At 58.4% G+C, this 25,366-nt stretch carries 18 protein-coding genes; 9 read left to right on the top strand and 9 right to left on the bottom strand.

All coding sequences use genetic code 11. The features are described from left to right. Window positions 1-137: 137 nt before the first annotated feature. Both WCA10_RS22060 and dgt read right to left on the bottom strand, forming a co-directional pair. Window positions 138-1,814, bottom strand: a complete 1,677-nt coding sequence (locus WCA10_RS22060; RefSeq protein ID WP_472824691.1) for a PA14 domain-containing protein — start codon at window positions 1,812-1,814, stop codon at window positions 138-140. Between the two features lie 46 nt (window positions 1,815-1,860). Then, on the bottom strand, window positions 1,861-3,021 hold the full coding sequence (gene dgt / locus WCA10_RS22055; protein ID WP_472824690.1) for a dGTP triphosphohydrolase: 1,161 nt from the start codon (window positions 3,019-3,021) through the stop codon (window positions 1,861-1,863). Between the two features lie 281 nt (window positions 3,022-3,302). Between dgt and WCA10_RS22050 the strand changes: the two genes are divergently transcribed. The 3 genes from WCA10_RS22050 to WCA10_RS22040 all read left to right on the top strand — a co-directional run bounded on the left by WCA10_RS22050 (window position 3,303) and on the right by WCA10_RS22040 (window position 5,568). Beyond that, a complete protein-coding gene (locus WCA10_RS22050; RefSeq protein WP_472824689.1) occupies window positions 3,303-4,289 on the top strand; it encodes a substrate-binding domain-containing protein in 987 nt (328 codons plus the stop codon). A gap of 336 nt (window positions 4,290-4,625) precedes the next feature. After that, window positions 4,626-4,967: a hypothetical protein gene (locus tag WCA10_RS22045; RefSeq protein WP_472824688.1), complete on the top strand. Its 342-nt coding sequence runs from the start codon at window positions 4,626-4,628 to the stop codon at window positions 4,965-4,967. A 133-nt stretch (window positions 4,968-5,100) separates the two neighbouring features. Beyond that, window positions 5,101-5,568: a hypothetical protein gene (locus tag WCA10_RS22040; protein WP_472824687.1), complete on the top strand. Its 468-nt coding sequence runs from the start codon at window positions 5,101-5,103 to the stop codon at window positions 5,566-5,568. Between the two features lie 96 nt (window positions 5,569-5,664). Here WCA10_RS22040 and WCA10_RS22035 read toward each other — a convergent pair whose 3' ends face one another. Both WCA10_RS22035 and purH read right to left on the bottom strand, forming a co-directional pair. After that, window positions 5,665-7,839: a tetratricopeptide repeat protein gene (locus WCA10_RS22035; protein ID WP_472824686.1), complete on the bottom strand. Its 2,175-nt coding sequence runs from the start codon at window positions 7,837-7,839 to the stop codon at window positions 5,665-5,667. A gap of 280 nt (window positions 7,840-8,119) precedes the next feature. Then, the gene (gene purH, locus WCA10_RS22030; RefSeq protein WP_472824685.1) at window positions 8,120-9,706 is read right to left on the bottom strand and encodes a bifunctional phosphoribosylaminoimidazolecarboxamide formyltransferase/IMP cyclohydrolase; all 1,587 of its coding nucleotides are present in this window, start codon (window positions 9,704-9,706) and stop codon (window positions 8,120-8,122) included. Window positions 9,707-9,882: 176 nt separating this feature from the next. On the opposite strand from purH, the gene WCA10_RS22025 reads away from it, so the two are divergent. Both WCA10_RS22025 and WCA10_RS22020 read left to right on the top strand, forming a co-directional pair. Further along, a complete protein-coding gene (locus tag WCA10_RS22025; RefSeq protein ID WP_472824684.1) occupies window positions 9,883-10,797 on the top strand; it encodes a rhomboid family intramembrane serine protease in 915 nt (304 codons plus the stop codon). Between the two features lie 93 nt (window positions 10,798-10,890). Further along, complete coding sequence (locus WCA10_RS22020; protein ID WP_472824683.1) at window positions 10,891-11,847, top strand: aldo/keto reductase; 957 nt, start codon at window positions 10,891-10,893, stop codon at window positions 11,845-11,847. Between the two features lie 62 nt (window positions 11,848-11,909). Here the strand turns inward: WCA10_RS22020 and WCA10_RS22015 are convergent, their stop codons facing one another. Further along, complete coding sequence (locus WCA10_RS22015) at window positions 11,910-12,257, bottom strand: helix-turn-helix domain-containing protein (protein WP_472824682.1); 348 nt, start codon at window positions 12,255-12,257, stop codon at window positions 11,910-11,912. Between the two features lie 316 nt (window positions 12,258-12,573). On the opposite strand from WCA10_RS22015, the gene WCA10_RS22010 reads away from it, so the two are divergent. The 3 genes from WCA10_RS22010 to WCA10_RS22000 are packed head-to-tail and all read left to right on the top strand — an operon-like array spanning window position 12,574 to window position 19,094. Beyond that, a complete protein-coding gene (locus tag WCA10_RS22010; protein WP_472824681.1) occupies window positions 12,574-16,032 on the top strand; it encodes an outer membrane beta-barrel protein in 3,459 nt (1,152 codons plus the stop codon). Next, complete coding sequence (locus WCA10_RS22005) at window positions 16,032-18,188, top strand: VWA domain-containing protein (protein ID WP_472824680.1); 2,157 nt, start codon at window positions 16,032-16,034, stop codon at window positions 18,186-18,188. Before WCA10_RS22010 ends, WCA10_RS22005 begins: the two co-directional genes overlap by 1 nt. Before the next feature lie 60 nt (window positions 18,189-18,248). Continuing rightward, window positions 18,249-19,094 (top strand): SDR family oxidoreductase, encoded by an 846-nt coding sequence (locus tag WCA10_RS22000; RefSeq protein WP_472824679.1) that lies wholly within the window; start codon window positions 18,249-18,251, stop codon window positions 19,092-19,094. 6 nt (window positions 19,095-19,100) lie between these two features. On the opposite strand, the gene WCA10_RS21995 is transcribed toward WCA10_RS22000, so the two are convergent. Then, window positions 19,101-19,289 carry a DUF5522 domain-containing protein gene (locus tag WCA10_RS21995; RefSeq protein ID WP_472824678.1) on the bottom strand — a complete coding sequence of 63 codons (189 nt, stop codon included), beginning with the start codon at window positions 19,287-19,289 and terminating at the stop codon, window positions 19,101-19,103. 80 nt (window positions 19,290-19,369) lie between these two features. Between WCA10_RS21995 and WCA10_RS21990 the strand changes: the two genes are divergently transcribed. Then, a complete protein-coding gene (locus WCA10_RS21990; RefSeq protein ID WP_472824677.1) occupies window positions 19,370-20,032 on the top strand; it encodes a KdsC family phosphatase in 663 nt (220 codons plus the stop codon). 14 nt (window positions 20,033-20,046) lie between these two features. Here the strand turns inward: WCA10_RS21990 and WCA10_RS21985 are convergent, their stop codons facing one another. The 3 genes from WCA10_RS21985 to WCA10_RS21975 form a co-directional block, all read right to left on the bottom strand. Then, window positions 20,047-21,273, bottom strand: a complete 1,227-nt coding sequence (locus WCA10_RS21985) for a serine hydrolase domain-containing protein (protein ID WP_472824676.1) — start codon at window positions 21,271-21,273, stop codon at window positions 20,047-20,049. A gap of 78 nt (window positions 21,274-21,351) precedes the next feature. After that, entirely contained in the window at window positions 21,352-22,695 is a 1,344-nt protein-coding gene (locus WCA10_RS21980) for an APC family permease (RefSeq protein WP_472824675.1), read from the bottom strand. A gap of 8 nt (window positions 22,696-22,703) precedes the next feature. Next, on the bottom strand, window positions 22,704-25,361 hold the full coding sequence (locus WCA10_RS21975; RefSeq protein WP_472824674.1) for a glycoside hydrolase family 2 protein: 2,658 nt from the start codon (window positions 25,359-25,361) through the stop codon (window positions 22,704-22,706). Window positions 25,362-25,366 lie beyond the last annotated feature (5 nt).

Here is a 25,366-nt window from a genome sequence, read left to right as displayed (position 1 = left end):
ACAGTGAAACGGTGAAGCAGTGGTCTGTTCTCCCCGCGTGATTTGCACTCGGGAGTCCACAGATCGCATCATTGCTATTCGTCGCTGTTGACGAGGGAGAACATGGCGCCTGGAGAGAGGGCCGCTTCGCTGATGGGTTAGTTCGCTTTGGAACCTGGTGCGCTGTAATCACTCAAATTGAAGAGGACCCAGTCTGTTGCTCCGGGTTTTCTTACCCACAGTTCGAGGGCAACAGAATCAACCGCGCCTTGGTAGTAGGGCACGTGGATGGTGTGGAGACCTTGATCAAGTTGAACGTGGGCGGCGCCCGCGTTTACGGAATGGAGTCCGTCGAGATCGATGACCGCTTGGTCGTCGATTTGGAGAATTGCCCCATCGTCTGAAGCCATCAGGAATTGGTACTCGCCGGCATCTTGCACCCAGAATGCTGCGTGATAGTCAATTCCGAAGAGGTTTGTGCGTGGAGTCACGCCGGGTATGCCGCTCGTGTTTGAAAAGGTCTGGTTGGGGACATCAAGCGACGACGTGTAGATTGCTCCGATTGGATCGAGCGCACGAAAGTCGGGAAGACGGGCGGAGGCATCCGGCAATTCATAAACGTCCCCGCAGAAAGAGTGTGGGGACGCCACGATGGAGCCGAAGGAACCGATCGGTCCAGCCACATCATGTATCCAGGCCGAAGGTTGTTTGTGAGTACCCGATCCCCATTCAATATTCAGACGATCCTGATAGGTTTTGAGATCGGCGGCGGTTTGCGAGTCGGCAGATGAACCCTCCGAGGCCGGCGCAGTCTCGGACTGAGCGAGTGTAACGTCTACGGCTCCGAGATTGCCGGTTGCGCGGTCGCGGGCAACCACACGCGTCAAAGCAATGCGCTTTGACGCGGGAAACTCGAGCAGATGGGGAAACCCGCGATCGAGGGTGCGAGCATAATCGGCCGAGGTAAGGATTTTCTCAAGCGGTGCATGGTAATAGCTGATGGGATGTCCAGTGTCATCGAAATTGCAGATTCCGTAATCGAGATCGACTCTGCGATCGATCCCCGTAAAACCTCTATCTTCTGGATCGCTATGGAGTGTGAGAAAAGAAAGCGAACTGGCGTCGAGGGTAACGAGGTAACGGAACACATCGGTTCGCCCGGTGTTGACGAGGCTGGCCTGAAGCGTGAAGGAGAGTGGAGTGACGGGGTAATAGCAGGCCGATTGTCGCAGAATCTGATCTATTGTTTCTTTTTTTAGAACGGGAGCATCGGGGGGCGGCACGGCGAGCCCAACGTAGTATTCGTGACGGTAGAAGAGTTTGATTCGAGGGCGACTGCTGGAAATCGCGATACGGTGATGACCGCTCGTCCACCCATCTGGCCCGGGATGGAATGCGAGCAGATAGTGGACTGTGGAGCGCTCAAGACAGCTTGTGGCAATGCGGACGCCGGTCTCTGCATCGTTTTTGGAAGAGGGCGATTTTGTGGGGTCTACGATGGAAAAACTGCTGATGGGCTCGGAGGATTGCGATGCGATGGAGCGAAATGCCCGGTGTTTTCGCTTTTTAGTTGTTTCGAATTCTGCTGCCTCAGACACCTGAAGTTCGGCGGGCTTAAGATCGAGGACCGGCTGGTTGCGGCGATCGAGTGCGATCAGATCGACCAGGACTTCGCGCGTAGTGACACGGAGCGTTGTGAACTCCGGTTCGTTTGGAGATTGAGGATTTTCGGCATTTTCGGCGGCCGGGGTTCGTTGCGTTCGGGGGGCCGCGATACTTAAAGGCTTTGGCACGCATAAGGCAATGGCTGCTAAAGCGAACAGATATTTGCGCATATCGGGACCAGCATCATGATAGTCGAGTTCGAGGTCTGCGGCTGCCCTATGACTGGCAATGCCGTAGCCACAGCTGCTCGATGTAGCTGTCGGTCATGCCTGCGATGTAGTCGGCTACGGTGCGTGCCAGGCCTTCGCTTGGAATCTGTGACTGGTGGTCGGCGGGCAGAAGCGTTGGATCGGCCATCAGAGCCGCGAAGAGTCCCTGAACGACCTGGGCGGCGCGTTCGTGCTCTTCTTCCATTCCGGGCGAGTTGTAAAAGTGGGTATAGAGATAGCTCTTGGCGGCGGCGCGTTCGGCTTCCATGGCGGGACTGAGCGCTGCGATTCTGTTGGGCGCGCGGCGGATGTCGTCGAGCGTAGTGGCACCGATGGCGGCCACGCGATTGCGGACTTCTTCGATCAGATCGGTGACCAACGCGTTGAGCATGCGGTTGAGGGTTTCGTAAATAGCCTGCTTAGACAGTGCATGGGGATATTGCGCTGTTACCTCGTCGTAAAAGCGACGGAAAAGCGGCACATGTTGGCAGACGCCTTGGACGGTGAGGATGCCGGAGTCGAGGCCATCGTCGAAGTCGGCGGTGAGGTAGGCGATTTCGTCGGCGAGGTCGATCATTTGCGCCTCGAGCGGAGGACGCAGATCGAGGAAGTACGGCGCGAGTTCAGGATGAGTGGCGCTGGAGTAGTCGCGCGAGTGCTTGACGATGCCTTCGCGCACCGCAAGGGTGAGGTTGAGGCCGCGCCAGGCCGGATAGCGCTCTTCAAACCAGGTGACGATGCGGAGAGCGTGCAGGTTGTGGTCAAAGCCGAGGCCATGCTGCCGCAAAGCGGTATCGAGGGCTTTTTCGCCCGCATGGCCGAAGGGGGGATGACCGATGTCGTGGGCAAGGGCGAGGGCCTCGGCGAGTTCGCGATTCAAGCCGAGAGCGGCGGCGAGCGTGCGGGAGATCTGGGCTACTTCAAGCGTGTGGGTTAGCCGGCTGCGGGAGTGGTCGCCGGGCAGATTGCGCGCGAGGCGGGAGAAGACCTGGGTTTTTCCTGCCAGCCGCCGGAATGCGCGGGCGTGAAGAATGCGGGCGCCATCGCGGGCGAAGGCAGACCGATAGGGATGCGGCGGCTCGGGATGAATGCGGGTAGCGAGATCGCCGTTTTGGTCGACGGCAATGTCGGGCGGCAGTGCTTCATTTTGTTTGGATCGAGAATTCATCCGGAATTGGTCTTGGTCTGGTTATATCGCAGCGGAGGGTGCGTATGCACGGCGACTTGGGATTGTGAGACAGATCAAGACAGGTTCTGTCGAGAAATTGCGATGAACGTGTTGATAGTCACGATGCTGCACCATGTGGAGTGCTATAGAATCCATGCTGCGGCAGAATTGGACAATCGCCCGGGTCCGGGAGTACGATCCTGCCGATTTTAGAAAGTGCGCGGGCAGGCGTCGAAATTTCGCGCATTCCGAAATTCTTCACATTCGCACAGGAGGCAAGAATGAAGACGATGAAATGTGTTGGATTGGCCCTCGTGGCCCTTGGAGTTGCATTCACGACAGGCTGCGGCAGGCATTCAAAAAAGGAAGTTTTTTACCTGGTTTCGTCGAACATGGCATTGCCATATTGGCAAACAGCCGCAAAGGGGTTTAACAAGGCGGCAGCAGAGTACCAGGTGACCGCGAAGGTTGTGGGACCTGAGAACTACGATCCGCAGGCAGAACTGACTGAACTGCAGAAGGCGGTTGCGGCAAAGCCTGCCGGCATCCTGATTTCCGTGGCCGATGTTTCAGTGCTGGGGCCTGCGATTGATGCGGCGATCGGCGCCGGGGTTCCGGTGATTACGATCGACTCCGATGCGGTGGGCAGCAAGAGGCTTTTCTTTATCGGCACCAACAATCTGGAAGCCGGCAGGATGGGTGGCCACCGCGTCATTGAGCAATTGGGCGGCTCCGGCAACGTGGTCTTCTTCACGATTTCAGGACAGCCGAACATGGAAGAGCGGCTGAAGGGCTTCAAGGATGTGTTGGACACTCGGCCGAATATTCATGTTGTTGACGTGATCGACATCAAGAGCGATGCGCGCACGGCTTTCGACAAGACGCAGCAGTTGATGGCGCTGACGGGACCCAAGAAGATCGACGCATTTGTCTGCCTTGAATCAGCCTCGGGCAAGATGGTGTCGGACGCGATCAAGAGAACCGGCCAAACCGACAGGCTGCTGATTGCCTGGGACGTGAACCAGGATACGCTGGATGGAATCAAGAGCGGGACAATCAACGCAACGGTGGCGCAGAAGCCATTCACCATGGGCTATGTCGGCCTACGTTCGCTGGATGAGATATTCCATTCTCCGCCGCCGTCGCTGACGACGGATTATAGCCAGGATGCGTTTTCTCCATTCCCAGTATTTGTGGATACGGGCACATCGCTCGTGGACAAGCGTAATGTCGATGCGTACATTGCATCGGCAGCGGCACACCAGTAGCGAGTGCACAGGCAAAGATCGCAGTCTTTTGGCGAACTGAATATCGGAGTCGGCGGCAGCTTCACAGAATTGGAAGCTGCAGCATTTTTTGTGGAAGCAGAATTGCATGGATGGATTTGAGAACGGCATAAACACTACGGTAAATCGATTCCAAGAATATCTGATCAAAGCTGCGTGAGGGCCACTTGACGTGGCACGAAAATGGGTCCAACATAAGCAGCAAATGGGCTGTTCTGCGTGGTTCCGCGACTCTCTGCTGGGATTGTGCAAGCAGTCAATGTGGTGATTGACCGGGCTCGATACGCTCAATTCCGGGAAAAGAATGCGAGGCGAGCGATGGTGGTCAAAACACAATTGACGGGCACCGAAGTCACCGGACTGTGCGTCGGCTCACGGAACGTGCGCCGATATTTTCCGAAGAGCATTCGAGTCATTGAGCTGCGATTGGATCATCTAGAGATTCAATGCGGCTTGTCTCCGGAATTCTGGCGCGGGGAACCGGAGATCCACGATCCACGTCTTTGTGTATGGCTTAACTCCAAGGTCTCCCACCGGGTTGGCGCACATAACGATCGCCGGCTGGCGATGACCCCAGCCGGAAACAACGCATTCAGGCTGCGTCCGTCTAACGAAAAGGAAGACAGCATGTTCGGCATGGGGCCGCTTTCGTCAGTGTGAATGGTACGGGTTTGAGCTGCCGAAAAAAGCTGTGGCAGCATGATTTTTTGCGGGATCAACCGCCCTTTAGTTGCCGTTTATAAATCAGAGTGAGCAGGACGGTGGATTTTTCCGCTACGAAAGCGTGGTTTCTATGAAAAAGCAACTAGAGAATGAAGCAATAGAAGCTTTGCGGCAGACCCTGAGTCAGATTTCCGTGGTGAAGATCAAGGAAATCAAGACGGAATCGCATCGGCATCGCGGAGATAGCACCATCCTTGCCCATGTCGAAATCTATGGACATGCGCACAGACTGGTCTGCAAGCTGGTGTGCGACTGCTCCCCAATCGAACTGCAGCGCACGTTTCTGCAGTTGCGAACGCTGCATGCGCGATTCCCCGGCGAGACAACGCCGGTTCTGATAGCTCCTGTTCTGACGGAGGAGGCGCAGAACCTCTGCAGGGACAGCAATACAGGTTTTCTCGATCTGGAAGGGAATGCACGGATTTATCTAGATGAAGTTTTTATTGTGAAGCGCTCATTGACGCATCACAAAACGCTCCCGCCCCCGGCTGAACCATTGCCCACAAGCGAAACGGCCCGCTTTGCAGGAATTGCATAGCCCGTGCCGGGCTTCCTCAGCCAACGGCGGTAAACATGAAGGGCGGCCAGATGATTGGCCGCCCTTCTTGTTCCCAGGCATTCAGCGTGTCTTTCGCTACTCGGGTTTGTTCTGGTTTGTTGTATTTTCCTGTTTGGCGAGTCTGACGCGAGCAGTTTCCAGTTTCTTCTGCACCTTGGCCACCTCGGTCGGCTCCACATCGGGAGGCGCGGATTTCGAGAACTCGGTCAAGGAAAGCTCCCACTGCGCCGCAGCGAGGCGAATGCGCCCGGTCTTCTCGTAGAGATCGCCGAGGTGGTCGTGGACCGTGGGATCGGTCTGATCACGCTCAACGGCCTGGCGCAGGTTCTCCTCGGCCAGCTCATATTGGCCGAGCTTGAAATAGGCCCAGCCGAGCGAGTCGAGGTAGGCGCCGTTCATCGGTTCGATTTCAACGGCCTTGCGGATCATCTTGAGCGCTTCAGGCAGCCGAGTACCCTTATCGGCAAGCATGTAGCCGAGGTAGTTGAGGACAGCCGCGTTGTTAGGATCGAGTTCAAGCGCCTGGTGGAAGTACTGTTCGGCCTGTTCGGTGTGCTTCTGGCGCTCGGCCAGACCGCCCTTGAGGAACAACAGGTAAATGTTGTCATCCTTTTTGGTCGTTAGCGGGGTCGCCTTGTTCAAGGCATCCTCCGCTTCCTTCCACTTGTGGACGCGGGTGTAGATTTGTCCCAGGGCCAACCAGACCTCGCGATCGTCGGAGGTATTCTTGAGCATGCCCTTGGCCATGGCAACGCCCTCTTCCTCCTTGCCCTGGTCTACAAGCTCACCGGCGAGCATGAGCTTGAGATCGCGATCTTTTGGATTGGTTTCGACGGCTTTGCGCGAAACTTCGATGGCCTTATCGAACATCTTTGCGTCGCGGTAGACGTCGACCTCGCCCTGGTATCCGCGCAAGGAATAATCGCCGCCGAGTTCGATCATTTTCTGATAGGTCGCGATGGCTTCGTCGACCTTGTTCTGCTCGTGGTAAACCGCACCCAGCCGCTCAAGAAAGATGGCGCGATTGTTCTTTTCGTCCGCGGTATAAGCGCCGTTGGCATGAGAAGTCAGGTCGACCATGTGTTCGTAGACCTGCGCCGACTCGTCGTAGCGGCCAAGAACGTCGAGGAGCAGTCCCTCGTTGTAACCGGCCTCGGGCGAATCAGGGTCCTTCTTCACGGCTTTCTTCACGGTCGTCAGCGCTTCTTCGTACTTGCCCTGGCGGCGGAGGATTTCGCCGATGTGAATCGTGGCGCCTGCGTCTTCGGGGTCTGCCGCTGCGATTTGCTGAAATTCCTTGAGAGCGGCGTCGAGCTGATTGTCGTTGAGCAGCGCCTGCGCCAGTGCCCCCATGGTATGCACGTCATCGGGGTCCAGATCGGTGGCGCGCTTGTATGCCTCAATCGCGTCTTTGGGACGCTTTAACTGGTCATAGACCGCTCCCAGCGCGAACTCCATTTTGGGAGTGCGTTCGGACACAGCGACCGACTCGATGACCTTCGCGGAGTGGGCAAGGTCGCCGTTCTCGGCAAACAGGCGGGAGAGATTCAGAACCACATCTTCCGAATCGGGATCGATGTCCCGGGCAGCCTTGAACTGCGCTTCGGCTTTTTCGTTCTGGTGTTTGACCGTGTAGAGCTTGCCGAGCACCATGCGATCTTCCACACTCCTGGGATCCAGCGAAACGATCGTTTCAAATTCGCCGATGGCCTTGTCCAGGGTGTTGCCGTTGGGGGACGAAGAGGATACCGCGTTCTGCGCTTCGCTCAATTGACGCAAATAGATGCGGCCGAGTAGACGATGCGCATCAATGTCGTTCGGGGAACTCTTGAGCAGGCCGCGGGCGGTCGACTCGGCATCGCGCACCTGCCCGGTGCGGAGATACAAATCTGCCAGTTCGTCATTCAATTCGGGCGAATTGGGATCGGCGCTCAGCGCGGTCTTGTATTCCTCAACGGCGTGGCGCATGTATTCGGGCCGGCCGGAGGCGATGGCTTGCTCCTCGTAAATGTGCGCGAGGGCAGAGTGGTAATACGACTGGGCGCGGTCAGGGACGGCCGTGGAAGGTGAAGCAGATGCCGGCTTCTGGTCGGCGTTGCCGCTGGTAGCGCTGGCCGTTGGCGGCGAAGCCGGCTGTGGCGGAGTGCTGTGGGGCGGAGTGGCATCGGATTGTGCCGACACGGCGGTCGCTGCAACCAGAGAAGCGACAAGCGGCAGCCATAGGAATGGCGATAATGTTTTTATTTTCATGATCCTCGGGGATCCAGTGTGTCAGTTTCAGGCTAGGTAGATACCCCACCTGTCTGGCCAGTCAAGAGCTTTGATGCCGACGGCGTACCGGCCAGCCCGCCTGCTGTTAAAGACGATTTTACCCGTGAATAGTCGCAGGGAACTAACCGATTCGCGGGATTTCGCCAGCCTGGTAACGGATATATTTCGGGCGGAAAAGCCGATCCGCCGTGAGATTGTATCCATCGAACCCGGCTTGAGCCTGCGCGCATAGGGCTTACGTCGTGAAATAGGCTCGGGATCAGTGGCGGAAATGCCTGATTCCGGTAAAGACCATGGCGATCCCGAGGCGGTCGGCGGCGGCGATCACGTCGTCATCCTTCACGGATCCGCCGGGTTGAATGACGGCGGTGGCTCCGGCGGCTGCTACGGTCTCAAGTCCGTCGGGGAACGGGAAGAATGCGTCGGAGGCGGCAACGGTTCCCTTAAGCGGGAGGACGGCTTTCTGGGCGCCGAATCGGGCGGCGTCAACACGGCTCATCTGGCCGGCGCCGATGCCGACGGTCTGGCCGTCTCGCGCGTAGACGATGGCGTTGGATTTGACGTGCTTGCAGACGCGCCAGGCGAAGATGAGGCTGCGGAGTTCTTCGGCCGTGGGCGGACGCCAGGTGACGACTTTGAGCTCATCTTCGGTGACGCGGCCGGTATCGGCGTCCTGCAGGAGTAAGCCTCCGGATACGTGCTTAACGACGGGACGGGTTGGGGCGTTGCGGACTTCGACGAGGCGAAGGTTCTTCTTGGCGGCGAAACGCTCGCGGGCTTCCGGGGTGAAGGCCGGCGCGGCGATCGCTTCGACGAAGAGTCTTGCGATTTCGGCGGCGGCTTCAGCATCTACCGCGCGATTGATGCCGACGACGCTCCCGAATGCCGAGACCGGATCGCAGGCGAGGGCTTTCAGGTAGGCCTCGAGGATAGAGTGGCCGGTTGCGGCACCGCATGGGTTGGTGTGTTTCACGATGATGACGGCGGGATCGTCGAATTCCTGCACGAGTTCCCAGCAGGCATCGAGATCGACGAGGTTGTTGAAGCTGAGTTCCTTGCCTTGAAGTTGGGTGGCGCCGGCTACACCGAGTCCGGAACCGTCGCTGTAGAGCGCCGCGCGCTGATGAGGATTTTCGCCGTAGCGCAGCGATTGAGCGAGAGGCATGTTGATACGTAGCGTCGATGGGAAGGCATTTGTGTCTGGAGAAGCGGCATTTGCCGGAGCGGGCGCGGTGGCGATCGAGTCGAGGGTGTTGGCAATGGCGGAGTCATAGGCGGCGGTGGTGGCGAAGGCCTGCTTTGCCAAGCGCCAACGTGTTTCGCGTGTGATGGCACCGTGATTGCTGACGAGTTCCTGGATGAGAGCGGGATAATCGGAAACGCGGGTGACGATGGCGACGTCTTCAAAGTTTTTGGCGGCGGAGCGGACCATCGATGGACCGCCGATGTCGATGTTCTCAATGAGGTGGCCGAAGGAGACGCCGGGCTGCGCGGCGGTTTTCTCGAAGGCATAGAGGTTCACAACCACCATGTCGATGGGCTGGATTTGGTGAGCAGCCACGGCGGCTTCATGTTCGGCATTGCCGCGGATGTAGAGCAGGCCGCCGTGCACGCGCGGGTGGAGGGTCTTGACGCGGCCATCGAGCATCTCGGGGAAGCCGGTAAGGTCGCTGATGTCCTTCACGGTCAGTCCGGAATCACGCAGGGCACGGGCCGAGCCGCCGGTGGAGATCAGCTCGACGCCGAAGCCGGCGAGTGCTTTGGCAAGCTCAACGAGCCCGGTTTTATCTGTAACGCTGAGCAGTGCCCGGCGAATTGTTTTGACCGTACTTGTGGAAGAACTCACGGTAGCGCTCCTGGCGATCTTCGGTTGATGGATTAGCGCGCCGAAAGGGCGCAGGGTGCGAAGACCAAAGAACAGACTACAACGAGAGGCCGGGCGGGATTTGTGCGGTGATTTGCACCGCAGGGAGGGCTTCTGCGGTGCGTAACCCGATGCATGTAATGAAGTAGAGTGATGATATGAGCAGTGTTCCCCCATCGCCCCCGGGGGCTGGGTCCCTCAGCAGTCAGTCCAATGTTGAGCCGGAGATTCTTCGACCGGCCGAGGGATACATTCCGACTCCGCAACCGATGGTGCGAAGGCGGCGGTCATTCTGGGCCACGGCTCCGGCGACCTACGTGCTGGTAGGGATTAACTGCGCCGTGTTTCTGGCAATGGTGATGCATGGGGTGAGCGCGCTCGGTCCGACTGCCGACCAGTTGATGTTCTGGGGAGCGAATAATGCTGGCTCAGTGCTGATTAGCGACCAGTGGTGGCGGATTATCACCGCGATGTTCGTTCACGTGGGCATCCTGCACCTGGCCACCAACATGTGGTGTTTGTGGAACCTGGGTCTGCTGGCCGAACCGCTCATGGGGTCATTCGGAGTCACGGCTGTGTACATCCTGACGGGCGCTGCCGGCAACCTGCTCTCTGTGTTCTGGAACGCCCGGCATTTGAGCGTGAGTCTGTTCGACCAACAGTTGCAGCATCAGGCATTCTATCCACTGAACTATTTCTCACCGGGCGCTGGAGCATCGGGCGCTGTGTTCGGCATTGCGGGCGCACTCATCGTGCTGTTGAAGTCCGATCGTCTTCCGGTGCCACCGATGGAGTTGAAAAGGCTGCGGAAGTCGGTCATCTACTTCGCCGCGATTAACTTGGTGATCGGTCTTGCTATCAGCTGGGATGTTGTTTCGTCGCGCACTGGAATAAGCATCGATAACTCGGCGCATCTTGGCGGCGTGCTGTGCGGACTGCTGTTTGCCGCGCCGATGGTGCCCCGCATCGGGAATCCCCGAAATGTTTTCCAGACGCGCCTGCAGATTGCCGTCGGTATGATCGTCGGCATCCTGGTGTTATTTGGGTTCTTTATCACGATCGTGACGGCGTAGAGACCGTTTCAGTCCGTTCGTGAATTCCTGGCGTGGATCGTGCGAAAATTAGTTGGACCGCTGCTCGTCTAATCCCATCCTTGGAGGAAGACCGTGAGGCGTCGAGAATTCCTGAAACAGGCTGCCGTAACTGCTGCCGCCATTGCTGCCTCAAGCCAACTTAAAGCGAAAACTCCCGCAAATCCAATTGTCCGGCGCACGCTGGGGCGAACGGGTGAGCAGCTTTCGATCATTGCCTTCGCTGGCATCGTGGTGATGAATGAAAGCACCGGTGAATCGTCGAATATTGTGGCAGAAGCCGTGGATCGCGGAATCAATTACTTCGATGTTGCTCCAAGCTATGGGAACGCCCAGGAGCGGCTCGGCCCGGCGCTGGCCCCGTATCGCAAAAACTGTTTTCTGGCGTGCAAGACGGAAGGCCGCACAAAGGACGACTCGCGCAAGCAACTGGAAGAGTCGCTGCGGCTGCTGAGAACGGATCACGTGGATTTGTATCAATTCCATGCGCTGACGAAGATGGCGGAACTCGACAAGGTGCTTGGTCCGGGCGGAGCGATGGAGACGATGGAGGCGGCGAAGAAGGAAGGGAAGATCCGCTATATCGGATTCAGCGTGCACTCGGCGGAGACCGCGGTGGCGGCGATGGATCGGTATAACTTCGACACGATTCTCTTTCCACTGAACTTCGTGCTCTACACGCAGGCGGGGTTCGGGCCGCAGATTTTAAAGAAGGCGCAGGAAAAGCAGATGGGAATCCTGGCGCTGAAGAGCATGGCAAAGACGGTGTGGCCGGATGATCAGAAGAAGGACCATCCGGAGCCGAAGTGCTGGTACAAGCCGGCGAGTTTTCCGGATGAGGCTTCAATGGGATTGCGCTGGACGTTGGGACACCCGATCGCGGCGGCGATTCCGCCGGGAGATGAACGCTACTTCAGGCTGGCGATGGATGTGGCGCAGAACTACAAGCCGCTGGAGCCGCATGAAGAACAGGCGCTATTGGCAGGCGCGCATGGCGCCGAGCCTATCTTTCACCTGGGGAATGATGTCTAGCACCGGGGCTTGGTGCGTCACTGGCCATGATGCCCAAAGCCCCGCGCGGCCTGAAACAAGAACTATCGAACTGCGGTTGAGGCGAACTTTTTCACCATAGCGAGCAGCAACTTGCGATCGCTGTCATTGAGATTTGTGGAGTAGCGGCGAATCTGGGTAAGAAATCGGAGTTCCTCGTCGCTGAGGTGTTGCGTGTTTACGCCGCCGTTGAGCGAATCCTCGGCAAAAAACTGGGCAATGGGCAGGTCGAGCGCAAGCGCGATTTTAGAAAGCGTGTCGAGGGAAGGAACGGTGTGTCCGTTTTCAACCCGCGACAGATAGCAGCGCAACAGGCCGGTTTTCTTTTCGATGTCCCCCTGGGAGAGCCCCTTTTGCAGCCGATGCGCACGGATGGTGGTGCCGATCTTCATCACGCCATTGCCTTTCCCGCTTCCGTGCGTAGGAAGAGCTCACGGTAGCTACCACTGAGTTATTGGCGTAAGAGTAAACATGGCATCACAGAGAGCGCAAGCGGAAATCTGAAGATGAAATAACCGGAGTAACCATGATGTAAACCAAGAAGGAAACAGTGCTTCGGTTGCGATCGGGTTACTTTTTCGATTTCTGCTGGTTCTGAGGCAGGTGCGGAACTCCCGAAGTCGACAAAGCACTTAGATTGCTGTCGGCGTAAACCTTCATGGTGCGCTGCTCGTCTGTCTGAGTACAGGTTCGAGTCTGGGAGCATGGATGAGGCGAGGGGCAATATGCCGGGCTGTCGCCGCGGCAATGTGTGTGGTCGCAGGTGTTGGCGCGCGAGCACAATCGACGCCTCCGGCACCGGCTGCCCGTGCCGCGGTGAATTTGACAGGCTCGACTTCCGCGCGCACTCCTGATGCTCCAATGCCGGTAACGGGCGGCAGGCTTCACGGAACTGTGAAGAGCGCGGCGATTCCGCTGCCGGGTGTGACGATCACGGCGCAGAACACGCTCACAGGAAAGCGCTATTCGACGACGACGGACGTGACCGGCGCGTGGTCGCTGACGATTCCGCAGAATGGGCGGTACGTGATCCGCACCCAGTTTGCGGCATTTGCGCAGGGCGATCAGGAAGCTTTGCTGAATGCGGCCAATCATGATCAGGCCGTCGATTTTCAACTGATGCTGGCTTCGCGGGCGGCCCAGCAGCAACAGCGCGAAGTAGCGCAGTCAGGACAGGTGTCGCAGGCGATTCGCCAGTTGGCGGGAAGCGGTGCGCAGGCGCTGAACCTTGTGAGCGCACTGGCTGGGGATACAGAGACGCAGGGCGGAGCCGCAGGCACGAGTGGTGCGGCGCTGCCATCGATTGCGGAAAACTCCGACTTCAGCGATGAATCGGTTGCCATCAGCGGCCAGGCGGGATCGGTGAGTCCGCTGGCAGGCGTGGACATGGATCGCTTGCGCGATGCGATGGAGACGATGCGCGCGCAAGGTGGCTTCAATGGTGGAGGGCCGGGCGGCGGGTTGTTTGGCGGTGGAGGATTTGGCGGTGGATTTGGGCCGGGAGGGTTTGGGGGCGGAGGCTTTGGGGGCGGTCGCGGGGGCTTTGGTGGACGCGGGAATTTCCGCGGTTTCAATCCGGGCCAGCCCCACGGCGCAATCTTCTGGATGGGGAGCAACTCAGCGCTGAATGCCGAGCCGTTCAGCCTGCGTGGCCAGGCGCAGGAGCAACCGGCTTCGGGAACGAATCGATTCGGGCTCACATTCATCAGCGCGCCTTATATTCCGGGACTGACGAAACCGAGCGGGAAAGATACGGTGTTTCTGACGCTGTCAGGGTCGCGGAGTTCGAACCCGCTGGATGAATATGCGACGGTGCCGACGGATGCTGAACGTGCGGGAGATTTTTCGGCTGCCGGGCTGCCGGCGATTTTCGATCCGACCACGCTTCAGCAGTTCACCTCGAACGGCGTGGGGAATGCTATTCCCGCCGAGCGCATTTCACAACAGGCGAAAGCGCTGCTTAAGTATTTTCCCGAACCGAATATTCCGAATTCGATTCAGAACTATCACCTGCTTTCGACGGAGCAGTCGAATTCGACGCAGGCGGGAATTCGCTACATGCGGAGCATCGGGGCAAATGCTTCGCCATTCGGCATGGGCGGCCGAGGTGGTGGCGGCGGGCGGCGTGCGCAGCAGAGCCAGGGCTTGCGGCAGAGCGTGAACGCCAACTACAACTGGAGCCACTCGGCGTCGGACAACGTGAACCTATTTCCGCAACTGGGTGGAAAGACTGCGTCCAACTCTTACTCGCTGCAAGCCGGGTACACGCTGGGTTACAAGAAGTTCACGAATATTTTCAACGTGAACTGGAATCGTTCGGACAGCAATGTGATCAATTTCTTCACCAATGGGCCGGACATCGAGACGCAACTTGGCATTCTTGGGCCGGATGGGGATCCGCTGAATTCGACGCCGCTGAATTACGGATTGCCGAGCGTGGTGCTGAGCGATATTTCGGGATTGAATGAGCAGCAGCCCCGAGTGGCCGTTGCGCAGACGATTTTGGTTTCAGAGACGGTGAGCTGGATCCACGGCAAACACAATATGCGCTTTGGCGGGGATTATCGGCGGGTGCACAACGATTTTCTTTCCAGCTCGAATGCGACGGGGAGTTTTACATTTACAGGGCTGTTCACGCAGGACACCCCAACCGATACAAACACGGGCTCCTCGTTCGCAGATTTTCTTCTGGGGCTTCCGCAGCAGACTGCTCTCAATGCGGCGCGCGACAAGAGCTATCTGCGGGATAACGTGCTGGACGGTTTTGGGCAAGATGACTGGCGCTGGAAGCCGAGCCTCACGTTGAATTACGGTCTGCGGTATGAATTTTTCGCGCCCTATACGGAGAAGTTTGGGCGGCTTGCCGAGGTTGCCACCAATCCCATGGAGGGGTTTACTTCGCAGACAGAAGTGCAGTCCGGACAGAATGGGCTGCCGGCGTCGCTGGTCGATCCGTACGGCAAGGCACTTGCTCCGCGGATCGGGATTGCGTGGAGAGTGCCGAAGCTGAAACAGACCGTGATTCGAGCGGGCTTCGGGATGAACTACACAGTTGGCTCGTATTCATCATTTGCGACGACGATGGCGCATCAACCGCCCTTTGCAAATGAGCAGACGAACCAGGAGACCGATGCGAACGGAGCGCCGACTTCGACATGCGCGCAAAGCGACACATGTCTTACCCTGGCGCAGGGATTTCCGGCTCCGGCAACGGTTGGGAATTATGCGCTCGATCCGCACTTCCGATTGCCTTACGTGCAGGTTTGGAATCTCGACATCCAGAAGACGCTGCCGTGGGGCATCATGCTGAATGTCGGTTATAACGGTTCGAAGGGGAACCATCTGGATATTGTTACGGCGCCGCGCGCACTTGCGTTCAGCCCGAATACCGATCCGACGAATCTGATTTTTCGATACGAACAGGCGGCAGCGTTCTCGAAATTTAATGCAGGCACTCTGCGCTTGAACAAACGGATGTCGAACGGAATCGCGCTGGGAGCTAACTATCAATATTCGCATTCGATCGATGATGCGGGCGCTTTGGGCAGCGTTGGCGGCGTGGGGGCGCAGAACTGGACAGATCTAGCCGCTGAAGAGGGCGACTCGACGATTGATCAACGCCACAAGGTGAGCGGAACATACCTGTATGAATTGCCTTTCGGCAAGGATAAGCGTTGGATGACGACCGGTTCGGGTTCGCACATTCTGGAGGGATTCTCGGCTTCGGGCAGCTTTACGTTTGCGAGCGGGACACCGCTCACGCCTGTTTTCGATGCGGCTGAGAGCAGCGTGGCTTGCGGTACCGGCGGAACGTTTCGGCCGAATCTTACGGGAACACCATTGAATTTGAGTTCAGGCCGGCAATGGTTCAACCCTGCAGCATTCAGCGAACCGGCGTCGAACCAGCAGTTCCCGTGCGGCGTGTTCGGGAATGCGCCTCGAAACTTCATCACCGGGCCAGGGACGGTGCAGAACAACATGGCTCTCTCGAAGACAATGCAACTGGGCGAGACGCGGAGCCTGGAGATTCGCGCCACGATGAACAACGCATTCAATACTGTTCAGTATTCGGGCGTTGATGCCAATGTTGCTTCACCTACATTTGGACAAGTGACATCCGCGGGCTCCATGCGGTCGTTCCAATTCACTTCGAGGTTCAGGTTCTGATGGCGCATTGGAAGCGGAAGATGGCGGCCTTGGCGGCGATATGCGCGCTTGCACTCCCGGGCGGGCAGATTGCGCCGGCACAGGAGGCGAAAGGAGCGGGGCAGGACAATTATGTTTTCAAGGCCAATGCGGAGTTGGTTCTGACGAATGTAGTGGTGCGCGATGCGAAGACAGGCGAGTTTGTGCGCGGCCTGAAGCAGAGCGACTTCAAAGTTCTCGAAAACGGAAAACCGCAGCAGATATCGACATTCGATTTTCAGTCGGTGGATATGGCGACGCCGCTCAAGGAAGCGACAGTCATGGGGCTGGCGGCGGGTGTGAACGGACCGGGAACGAAGGCCGCCGTTGTCGCTAAGCCCGAAGATCTGCTCAACCATCGGTTGATTGTGATGTTTTTCGATTTGACCTCAATGCAACCTGAGGACGTGGACCGCTGCGTCAAGGCGGCGCGCGATTTTCTGACGAACAAGATGCAGCCGGCAGACTTGGTTGCGCTGGTTTCACTGGATCAAACGCTCAAGGTGGACCAGGATTTTACTTCGGACAAGACAGCGCTCGCCAATGAGGTCGGGATCTATAACGGCACGGAGGGGCAGGGCTTCGCGGAAGGGGCAACGGCGAATTCGAACCAAGTGGAGGACACGACAGGTTACACGCCGGACGAGAGCGAGTACAACGATTTAAATACAGACCGCGAATTGTTTGCGCTGCGGGCAATTTCAAAATCGCTCGAACGGATTACGGAGAAGAAGTCGCTGCTGTATTTTTCGGGCGGCGTTTCGCGGGACGGCATCGAGAACCAGGCGTCGCTGCGGGCGGCTATTAATTCTGCGGTGCGCGCCAATCTTTCGATCTACAGCGTGGATACGCGCGGTTTGCAGGCGATTTCGCCGCTTGGGGATGCATCGACGGGTAGCACCCGGGGTTCCGGAGCATTCAACGGTGCCGCGCTTGCGAACAACATGAGCGCCAATTTCGCCACGCAGGAAGTGATGGCGACGCTGAGTTCCGATACGGGCGGCAAGGCGTTTTTTGACTCGAACGATTTTGCGCCGGCATTTGCGCAGGTGCAGCGGGACACTTCGGCCTACTACGCGATCGGGTTCCACTCATCGAATCCGGCGCGCGATGGCAAGTATCGCAAGCTAACCATCAAGATCAATCGGCCCGGCATGAAGCTCGAATACCGGCCTGGTTACTATGCGCCTGCGGACTTCAAGCATGCAGGCCGCGAAGACCGCGAGCGCGAACTGGAGGAAGAACTGGCGAGCGATCTGCCCGCTACTGACGTAGCCGTCTATCTCGACGCGATGTACTTCCGGCTGGACGAGAATCGATTCTTCGTGCCGGTTTCGCTGATCGTGCCGGGATCGCAGATTCCTTTTGTCAAGGGTGGAGACAAGGACAAGGCCACGCTCGACATTATTGGCGAAGTGATTGACGAGGTGAAGCGGCCCATCGGAAGCGCGCGGGAGACGGTGAAGCTCAATCTCGACCCGGCTTTGCAGGCGCGGCAAAAGAATATCGAGTACACCACGAGCTTCAACCTGCCGCCGGGAAAATATCATCTGAAGTTTGTGGTGCGCGAGAACCAGACAGGCCGCATGGGTTCCTTCGAAGCGGATATCACGTTGCCGGATATGAAGAAGCAGCCGCTCAAGATGAGCTCGATTGTGCTGGCTTCGACGCGGCAGGCGAGCAAAAAGACGTCGCCGCTGGTGCGCGCGGGCGAAGAATACATCCCCAACATCAGCCACGTTTTCCGCCAGAATCAGCATCTTTATTTGCTCTACGAAGTGTATGGTCCTACGAAGGAAAAACTCGCGCAGGGTCAGCCTAAGGGAACCAAAGCTGGGATCGATGTGCTGAGCAGCCTCGAATTGATCCAGGGCTCGACGAAGGTCTACGAGACGCCGCTGGTGCAGGCGAAAGCGGTGAATGTGGAAGGCCGGGACGCGGTGGCCGTCGAATTGGATGTGCCGCTGAAAGGGCTGAAACCGGGATCGTACGTGTGCCAGCTGAATGTGATTGACGACGCGGGCGGGAGTTTTGCGTTCCCGCGTTTTGCTGTGCTGGTGCGCGAACCCGCCGCAAATGCGACTCCCACGGTGCCCGCCTCCGCCGCATCGGGCTCCGGCGCGGTGGGGACGAAGTAGACTCAAATCCTGCAACAGTTCGGATTGGCCGTTCCGCGTATTCTGGAGCGGAGGGGCGAAATGAACGGCGACACAACAGGGCGGGTGGCAGTGATTACGGGAGCTACGGGAGGCGTGGGCGCGGCGGTCGCGCGTACTCTTTCCCGGGCCGGCTACTCGCTTGTCCTGACTGCGCCCTCCATGGACAAGCTGAGCGCCCTGGCTGCGCAGCTCAAGGGGCCTTGCACGGTGGTCGAGGGCAATCTGAGCGATGAGTCGCTGCCGGAGACGCTGCTCTATGCTGCGCTGGACCGGTTTGGGCGATGCGATATCTGTTTCAACAACGGGGCACTGTTCGAGGCGGGAATTATTGAGACCGTCGATATCGAACGGCTCAGCAGCATGGTGCGCGTGAATGTGGAGGGTTCGTTTCGGGTTGCTTATGTGTTTGTGAAGCATTTTGTTTCCGAAGGAGCGGGTCACCTGGTGAACGTGTCGAGCGTCCTTGGCAGCAGCGTGCGGCCAACTCCGTATGCGGCGACGCAGCGGGCAATTGAGGCGCTCTCAGATGCGCTGGCGGCGGAGCTGGTCGACAGCGAAGTTCTGGTTTCCTGTATTCAGCCCGGGCTAGTGAAAACCGGTTTGCATCATCGCTGGGAGATCGCGCGGGAGGGAGCTCAAGGAACCGGATATCCTCTGGAGCCGGAGGATTTTGCGCGAATGGTGCTCTTCATCCTGGAACAGCCGGGATTGAGACATAAAGAAGAAGAATCAGCCGGCGCCGAGATTTCTGCGAGCGAAGAACTGGCTGTTGGCCGGGATTCGAACGAGGCGGAAGCAGAAGTGGAAGAGCATCGCGATTCGGAATCCGCGGAGGAAGAAACTTCCGATGCTGCTGAAGAGGGGATTGTCCAGGACGAGATATGAAGGCAATCAGGCGGGCGGGTTTCTATCCTTTTCCGTGCCGCGATAGGGGCAATGGCGGCAGCCCGATCCGCAGCATGTTCCGCGCTTCAGCAGGTACGCGGCGGTAAAGACCATGTACGGGCCGTCGAAGTAGAAGTCCTCGGGGTCAAGTTGCTGGGCCGGGACTGTCGGCTTCGGGGGAGCATCGCCATCCATTCCTGCATTCTCTCAGACCGGCATTCGTTGATACGTTGCAGCCTTCGCCCAGCGCAGCGGCCCACATTTAGAATCGAATCATGACATTGACCGCGCAAGATCGCGCCCGCCGCATCAAGATTATTCTTTTTGATGTGGATGGTGTGTTGACCGATGGCACCATCTGGCTGGTACCTGCTCCGAACCCGGGCCCGGGCAGCACTGATACGCAGTCGCATCTCTCGAAGCACGAAGGGCAGGTTGGTTTCGGAGTTCACTCGGCAACGATGATGGAGGCCAAGGGCTACAGCGCACACGATGGTACGGCGATTTCGCTGGCACGGCTGGGCGGGATGAAATGCGGTGTGATCACCAAGCGCGTGAGCGAGACCGTGACGACGCGTGCCCGCGATCTAAAGCTTGAATTTGTCTACATGGGGCAGGCGTTCAAGATGCAGGCGGTCCGCGAGATCATGGCGAAGGAATGCGTGACGCTTGAGGAGATTGCTTATGTCGGGGATGACGTCATCGATCTTCCGGTGATGCGTGAATGCGGCTTTGCGGTTGCGGTAGCGAACGCGCGTCAGCAGGTGAAGGCCGAGGCGCATTATGTGACGCCGAACGCGGGCGGATATGGCGCGGGTCGCGATGCGGTTGAATTCATTCTCGAGGCCAAGGGCATTCTGCACAAGTGCATCGAGGAGTATATCGACGAGCGAAATCCCATCTCGCCTTCGATGGATATCGGCAAGGGGTCTGACTGACTCGATAGTGTGGCTCAATTCGCTGGCGGAAATATCTGCTCGATCAGAATGGTGCGCAATGTCTGGCGCAGGTCGGTTTTGGCATCGGGCTCGGTGTTGGACTGCGGGTGCAACTCGGGCGTTGGTGGCGGCGCACCCGTATCCGTTGTGTTTACGGCGAGAATGCTCGCGCAGTGGTTCGCCGGATCGATCAGCAATTCGGATGAAAATCCGCCCTGGTCGCCATCGTGATAGATGTAGCGGTGTCCACTGACTTCAACGATAAAGAAACCAAGGCCCATCTTCGGCTGGCTGCCATGCGGTCCGGCGGTGTATGCAGTTGCAGGCTGGCCGGGTTCGATGGCCGGCAACACGCCCGTCCATGCCTCTTCAAGCGAAGTGCGCTTGAGGACAATTTCGTAGAGTGGGTTGGCGGGATCTCCGATGAGGAAGCGGAGGTATTTCGCCATGTCGGCGATGGGGGCTTTGAGTCCGCTGTTGGACGTGGTGATGCCGGTGTCGAAATTGAAAGGCTGCGGGGTGAGCTTCGGCCCGGCGCGCAGATAGCTAGCGGAGACGTGGTCTTCGAGGAAATATGGCGCAACGTCGAAGTAGCTGTCGGTCATGCCGAGAGGCTTGAGGATGTTCTTGTCGATGTAGACTTCGAAATCGTCGCCACTGAGGCGCTCGATGATCTGGCCGAGGAAGACGTAGCCGAGATTCGAGTAGCTCCAGCGTGAGCCGGGGGCGAAGGCGATATGGGTGTAGGGGAGCATTGCGGCAACTTGCGACCACCGGGTCGGTTCGAACGGCTGCCAGTCGCAGTTGGAGGGGTCGTCGCAATCCCACGGCCATGTTGGGTTGCGAAAGCCCGCACTGTGCGTGAGCAACTGGCGGATGGTGATGGCGTCAATGCTGCCGAAGGTGTCGTGTACTTCGCGCAACTCGGGGACATAGCGAACGGCCGGATCGTCGAGCGAGAGTTTGCCACGGTCGCGGAGTTGCAGGATGGCGATGGCCGTCATGGTCTTGGTGATGGAGGCCCAGTTGTAGGCCGTCGCGTCGTCGATGCGCCGATGGGTTTCGGCGCGGGCTTCGCCGAGCACGATGGTTTGTGCTGGCCCCTGACCGCGCACCAGCGCGAACCCGCCGCCGATAACGCCGTGTTGGTTCAAGATCGATTCGAATTGAGGGCGGAATTTGTCGGGGTCGGGATGTGCGGTTGCGCGCTGCGCATGGCTCGTTGTGACGAGGGGAAGCAAGAGACACATCGCAGCGAGCGGAGAAACACATGAATGATGAGCCGGCATGGGGCAATCATAATATGCGTCGGGGAACGCTTATGCGGCTGCATCCGGAAGCACCGTATAGCGGCGGCGTGCGAGCCAGAGGAGAATGCCGGCGATGGCCCAGCACGTGCCGACGAGCTTTGCTTTTGGGCTGAGGTTCCACCACAGCACGGCGCAGGTAGCCATGCCGGCCAGCGAAATGAGCATGGGCAGTGTCTGCGACCAGCGGCCGTGACGCCATCCGCGCAAGAGGGACGCGAGGTTGACTCCGATAAAGGCCAAAAGCGCACCGTAATTCAACAGTTCCGCGCCAAGGTCGTAATTCAGGATCAGGGCTCCGAAGAGGCAGACGGATCCAATGAGAAGTACGTTGTTTCTGGGAATGCGATTCTTCAAGCTGACTGCGCCGAAAAAGCGACGGGGAATAGCGCCATCCTGCCCCATGGCATACAGCAGCCGGGCGGCGCCGAGTTGCGACGCCATCCCCGAGCCCATGTTAGCCAGAAGCAGCGAGGCGTTCACGATGGCCAGCAGGATCGGGCCGCCCATGCGCCCTGACACATGAACATATGCCGTGGTCACATCCGGAAAAGCTGCTCCGCGAGGCCAGACGAGCTGCGCGAAATATACTTCGATGCTGGCCAGAATTCCGGTGATCAGGCAGGTGAGCACAATGGCGCGCGGAACGCTGCGCGCTGGGTCTTTGGCTTCGTCGGTGAGAGTGGAGATTCCGTCGAAGCCGATGTAGGTGAGCACCGCGATGGATGTGCCGTGGAGAACTGCGCTGGAGTTGAAGCTGGCGCGATTGTACAGAGGATCGAGAAAGAGGCCGGCGGTGGGATGCGAGAGGTGAATGATCCAGCGAACTGAAGCGATGAGCACGAGAACGATGACAACACCGAGCGCTGCGGCCATGCCGGCGTTTATGCGTGCGGAGGTTTCGACGCCGTTGCAGTTGAGGATCGTGAATAGTGCGGCGAAGAAGATGGCCCATGCGACGTAGGGAATCTCCGGCGCGAAATTGATGGCGGCGCGACTGCACCAGATGACGCAGATGAGCGGGTTGATGACGTAGTCGAGAACGAGGCACCAGCCGGTGATGTAGCCGAGGCTGGGATGAATTTCCTTGCCGACATAGAGGAAGGCAGAGCCGCCGTGCGGATAGACGCGCGCCATGCGGCCATAGCTGACCGAGGTGAACAGCATGGCGACCATGGCCAGCAGGATAACGGCGACGACGTGACCGTGCGACTCCTGATAGAGCACGCCGAAGACGGGCATGGGCGCGGTCGGCTGGATCAGGATGATTCCGTAGAGGATCAGATCGCGGAAGCGCAGAGTGCGCTTGAGTCCGATCGTTTCGGATTGTGTGCCGGAGCCGGAGGTGGCGGCCATTCCAATCCTTAACGTGCTGCGAAAGTGGTGGTGGGCGTGAGCGAAATGGGTGCGACATTCCAGCCATCGATTTTTATGGTGGGGATGGAGTTGTTGTCGCCTTCAGGTAATTTTGCCGTGAGCACTGTGCTCTCGCCTGGAGTGAGTTCGATCCAGTTATCTGACCAGAATACGGGGGCGATCAGTCCACCGGACGACGTACGTACCGCAGCGCGAAGTTGAAATGCGAGGGCGTTGGAGCGGTTGGAAAGATGGACGCGAAGTTCGCGGCCGTGAGCAGTGTTTTCGATTTCGGCGTGCGCGTCGACCTTTGCGGGACGGAGATGCGTGAGCGCGGTGAGGTCTTCATGGCGTGCTGCGGGCGTGTGGGTGTAATCGGTGGCTTCCCAATCGAACGTGGTGAGGGTTCCGGGAACCCAGTAGAAGTTATGGCTCACGACGCGGCCGCTGGAGTCTGCGAGCGACAGATCGATAAAGAAGATTCTTTCTGGGCTGGAGTAGAGTTTCTCAGGAATCGTGAATACGCGCTGTACGCTGTCGGCGCCGGCCTCGACGGCTGATTGCGCGGTGTAGAGTTCGTTCCAGGCCAAGCCGTACACATGAACGGTGGCGCGAAGATTCGTTGCGTCTGCGTAGGTGCTGTTGACCACATCGATGGCGCGGTCATCGTAGGAGTACTGGATGTGCAGCGGCTCGCAGGCTTTCTTGGTGCCGAAATAGCCGCCACCGGTGTCGAGGTAGTAGTCGTAGAGGTGCCAGATCATCGACGGCCATGCGTTATTGAGCATCCACTGGATGACGCCGGTGGAGGTGTATTTGTTTCTGCTGTAGGCCTCAAACATCGCGCGTTCCGAGTCGTACTCCATGGTCTGTGCCATGCGCTCGTAGTCAGCGGCGGAGTTGGGCTTGGCGTAGACCGCTTCCATGGCGGAGTCGAAGACCTTCAGGTTTGCGAATTCTCCGCTACCGAAATGAAAGCTCCAGTCGGCAGAAGGCGGCCACGCTTCGGGGTCCGGTAGAAAGAGCTTGCGGCTTGCGAGAGAGGGAATGGCCGGGCCGGGACTGGTCTCGGTGTTGTAGCCAATGGCGCCGCCGTAGTGAGTTCCAAAGTACCAGTAACTGGGTGCGACGTAGTCGTAGGGGCCAGTCATTTTCACTCCGCTTTCACCGGTCACGGTTGTCGGCGCTTGGGTTGCGGAGGAGAGGATCGGATTTGGCCAGTGCGTCTCTGATTCGACCTGCAGATAGTCCTTCTCTACGTCGGGAGGCGGAGGATTATCGCTGCCGTTGAGCCATACCAGCAGGCTGGCGTGGTGGCGCAGGCGGAGCATCTGCGAGCGCAGCGATGCCGTAGCAATCGTCAGATCTTGCGGAGTCCATTCTTTCCAGTGTTCCCAGTGATCGCAGCAGCACCAGCCAAGCATGACGAGAATGCCGCGCTCGTCGGCGAGACGGAAAAACTCGTCGGTTTCGAGCTTGCCCTCCAGGCGGATGGTGTTGAGGTTCATGTCCTGGACGAGATCGAACTGGTTGCGCAGGCGATTGTCGTCGGTGCGGAGAAGCATGTCCTGCGACCAACCCGCACCACGAATCAGAATCGGTTTGCCGTTTACGCGAAACAGGCGGCTGCCGTTGGATGTGAGTTCGGATGTAATTTCGCGAATTCCGAAGTTCGCGCTTTGTTCGTCGGTGATGTGTCCGTCCGTGGTGAAGCTGACGGTGAGGTGCTCGAGGTGCGGCTCGCCCATCTGGCGGGGCCACCAAGGCTTTGGATTCTGCACGCGTAGGGCAGGGAACTGTTCGGGACTGAAGACGACGGTCTGATCCTCATTTGCTGCGAGTTCAATGGGCTTCTCGAACTTCACGCCGACGGCGGTTCCCGAGACGATTCCCTTGATTGGGCTGCCGGTTGCGTTGTGCAGCTCTGCGTAGACGGTGAGATCGGCGCGGCTCAATGATGCATCAGGGAAGTGAGTAACGACCAAAGGCGAACGGACGGTGACAGGGCCCGATTGCACGAGATTTACCTCGCCCCACAGGCCCATGTCCTTATCGGGCGGGCAGGGATTCCAGTCGACCCAGTTGATGCCGAGATCTTTTTCTGATGGCGCAGTGGTTTTAACGGCAAGGATGTTCAGCTTGCCTGGAAGAGCGACGTCGGTAATATCGAAGTTGTAGGTGCGATAGGCACCGGCTACTGTGGTTGAATCCGCGATCTTGTGGCCGTTCATCCAGATTTCGCCGCGATAGTTGATACCGCCAAAGTGCAGCCAGAGGCGATGATCTTTTGTGGAGAGAGCGGGCGCCGTGAATTCGTTGCGGTACCACCAGCCACAGGCATAGGGACTATCGGCAGGCATGGGCAGATTGGCGAAGTTGTGGCCGATGGGGTAGCTGGCGCCGGGAATGCGACGGAGGTTGTCGCCGAAGTAGGGATCGGGGAAGACGCCCGCTTTGACCTGCGCAGCTAGCACTGTGTTCGGAACCGACGTCTTCAGCCAGCTATCAGCTTTGAACGTCGGGGTCGAGATCACTTCGCCGGAGTCCGTGGCCTTGCAGGCGGACATCAATTGCCAGTTATCGCGAAGAGGCGTCGTGTTTTCCGCGGTCATCGAAGCGGTTGCAGCGAGGAAGGCAAGAGGGAGAAGAATGGCTTTCGGGTTCATAGGCA

Origin of the sequence: Occallatibacter sp., assembly GCF_049582745.1 — a bacterium.
Taxonomy (GTDB): Bacteria; Acidobacteriota; Terriglobia; order Terriglobales; family Acidobacteriaceae; genus Telmatobacter.
This window is presented reverse-complemented; position numbering and strand designations above follow the sequence as displayed.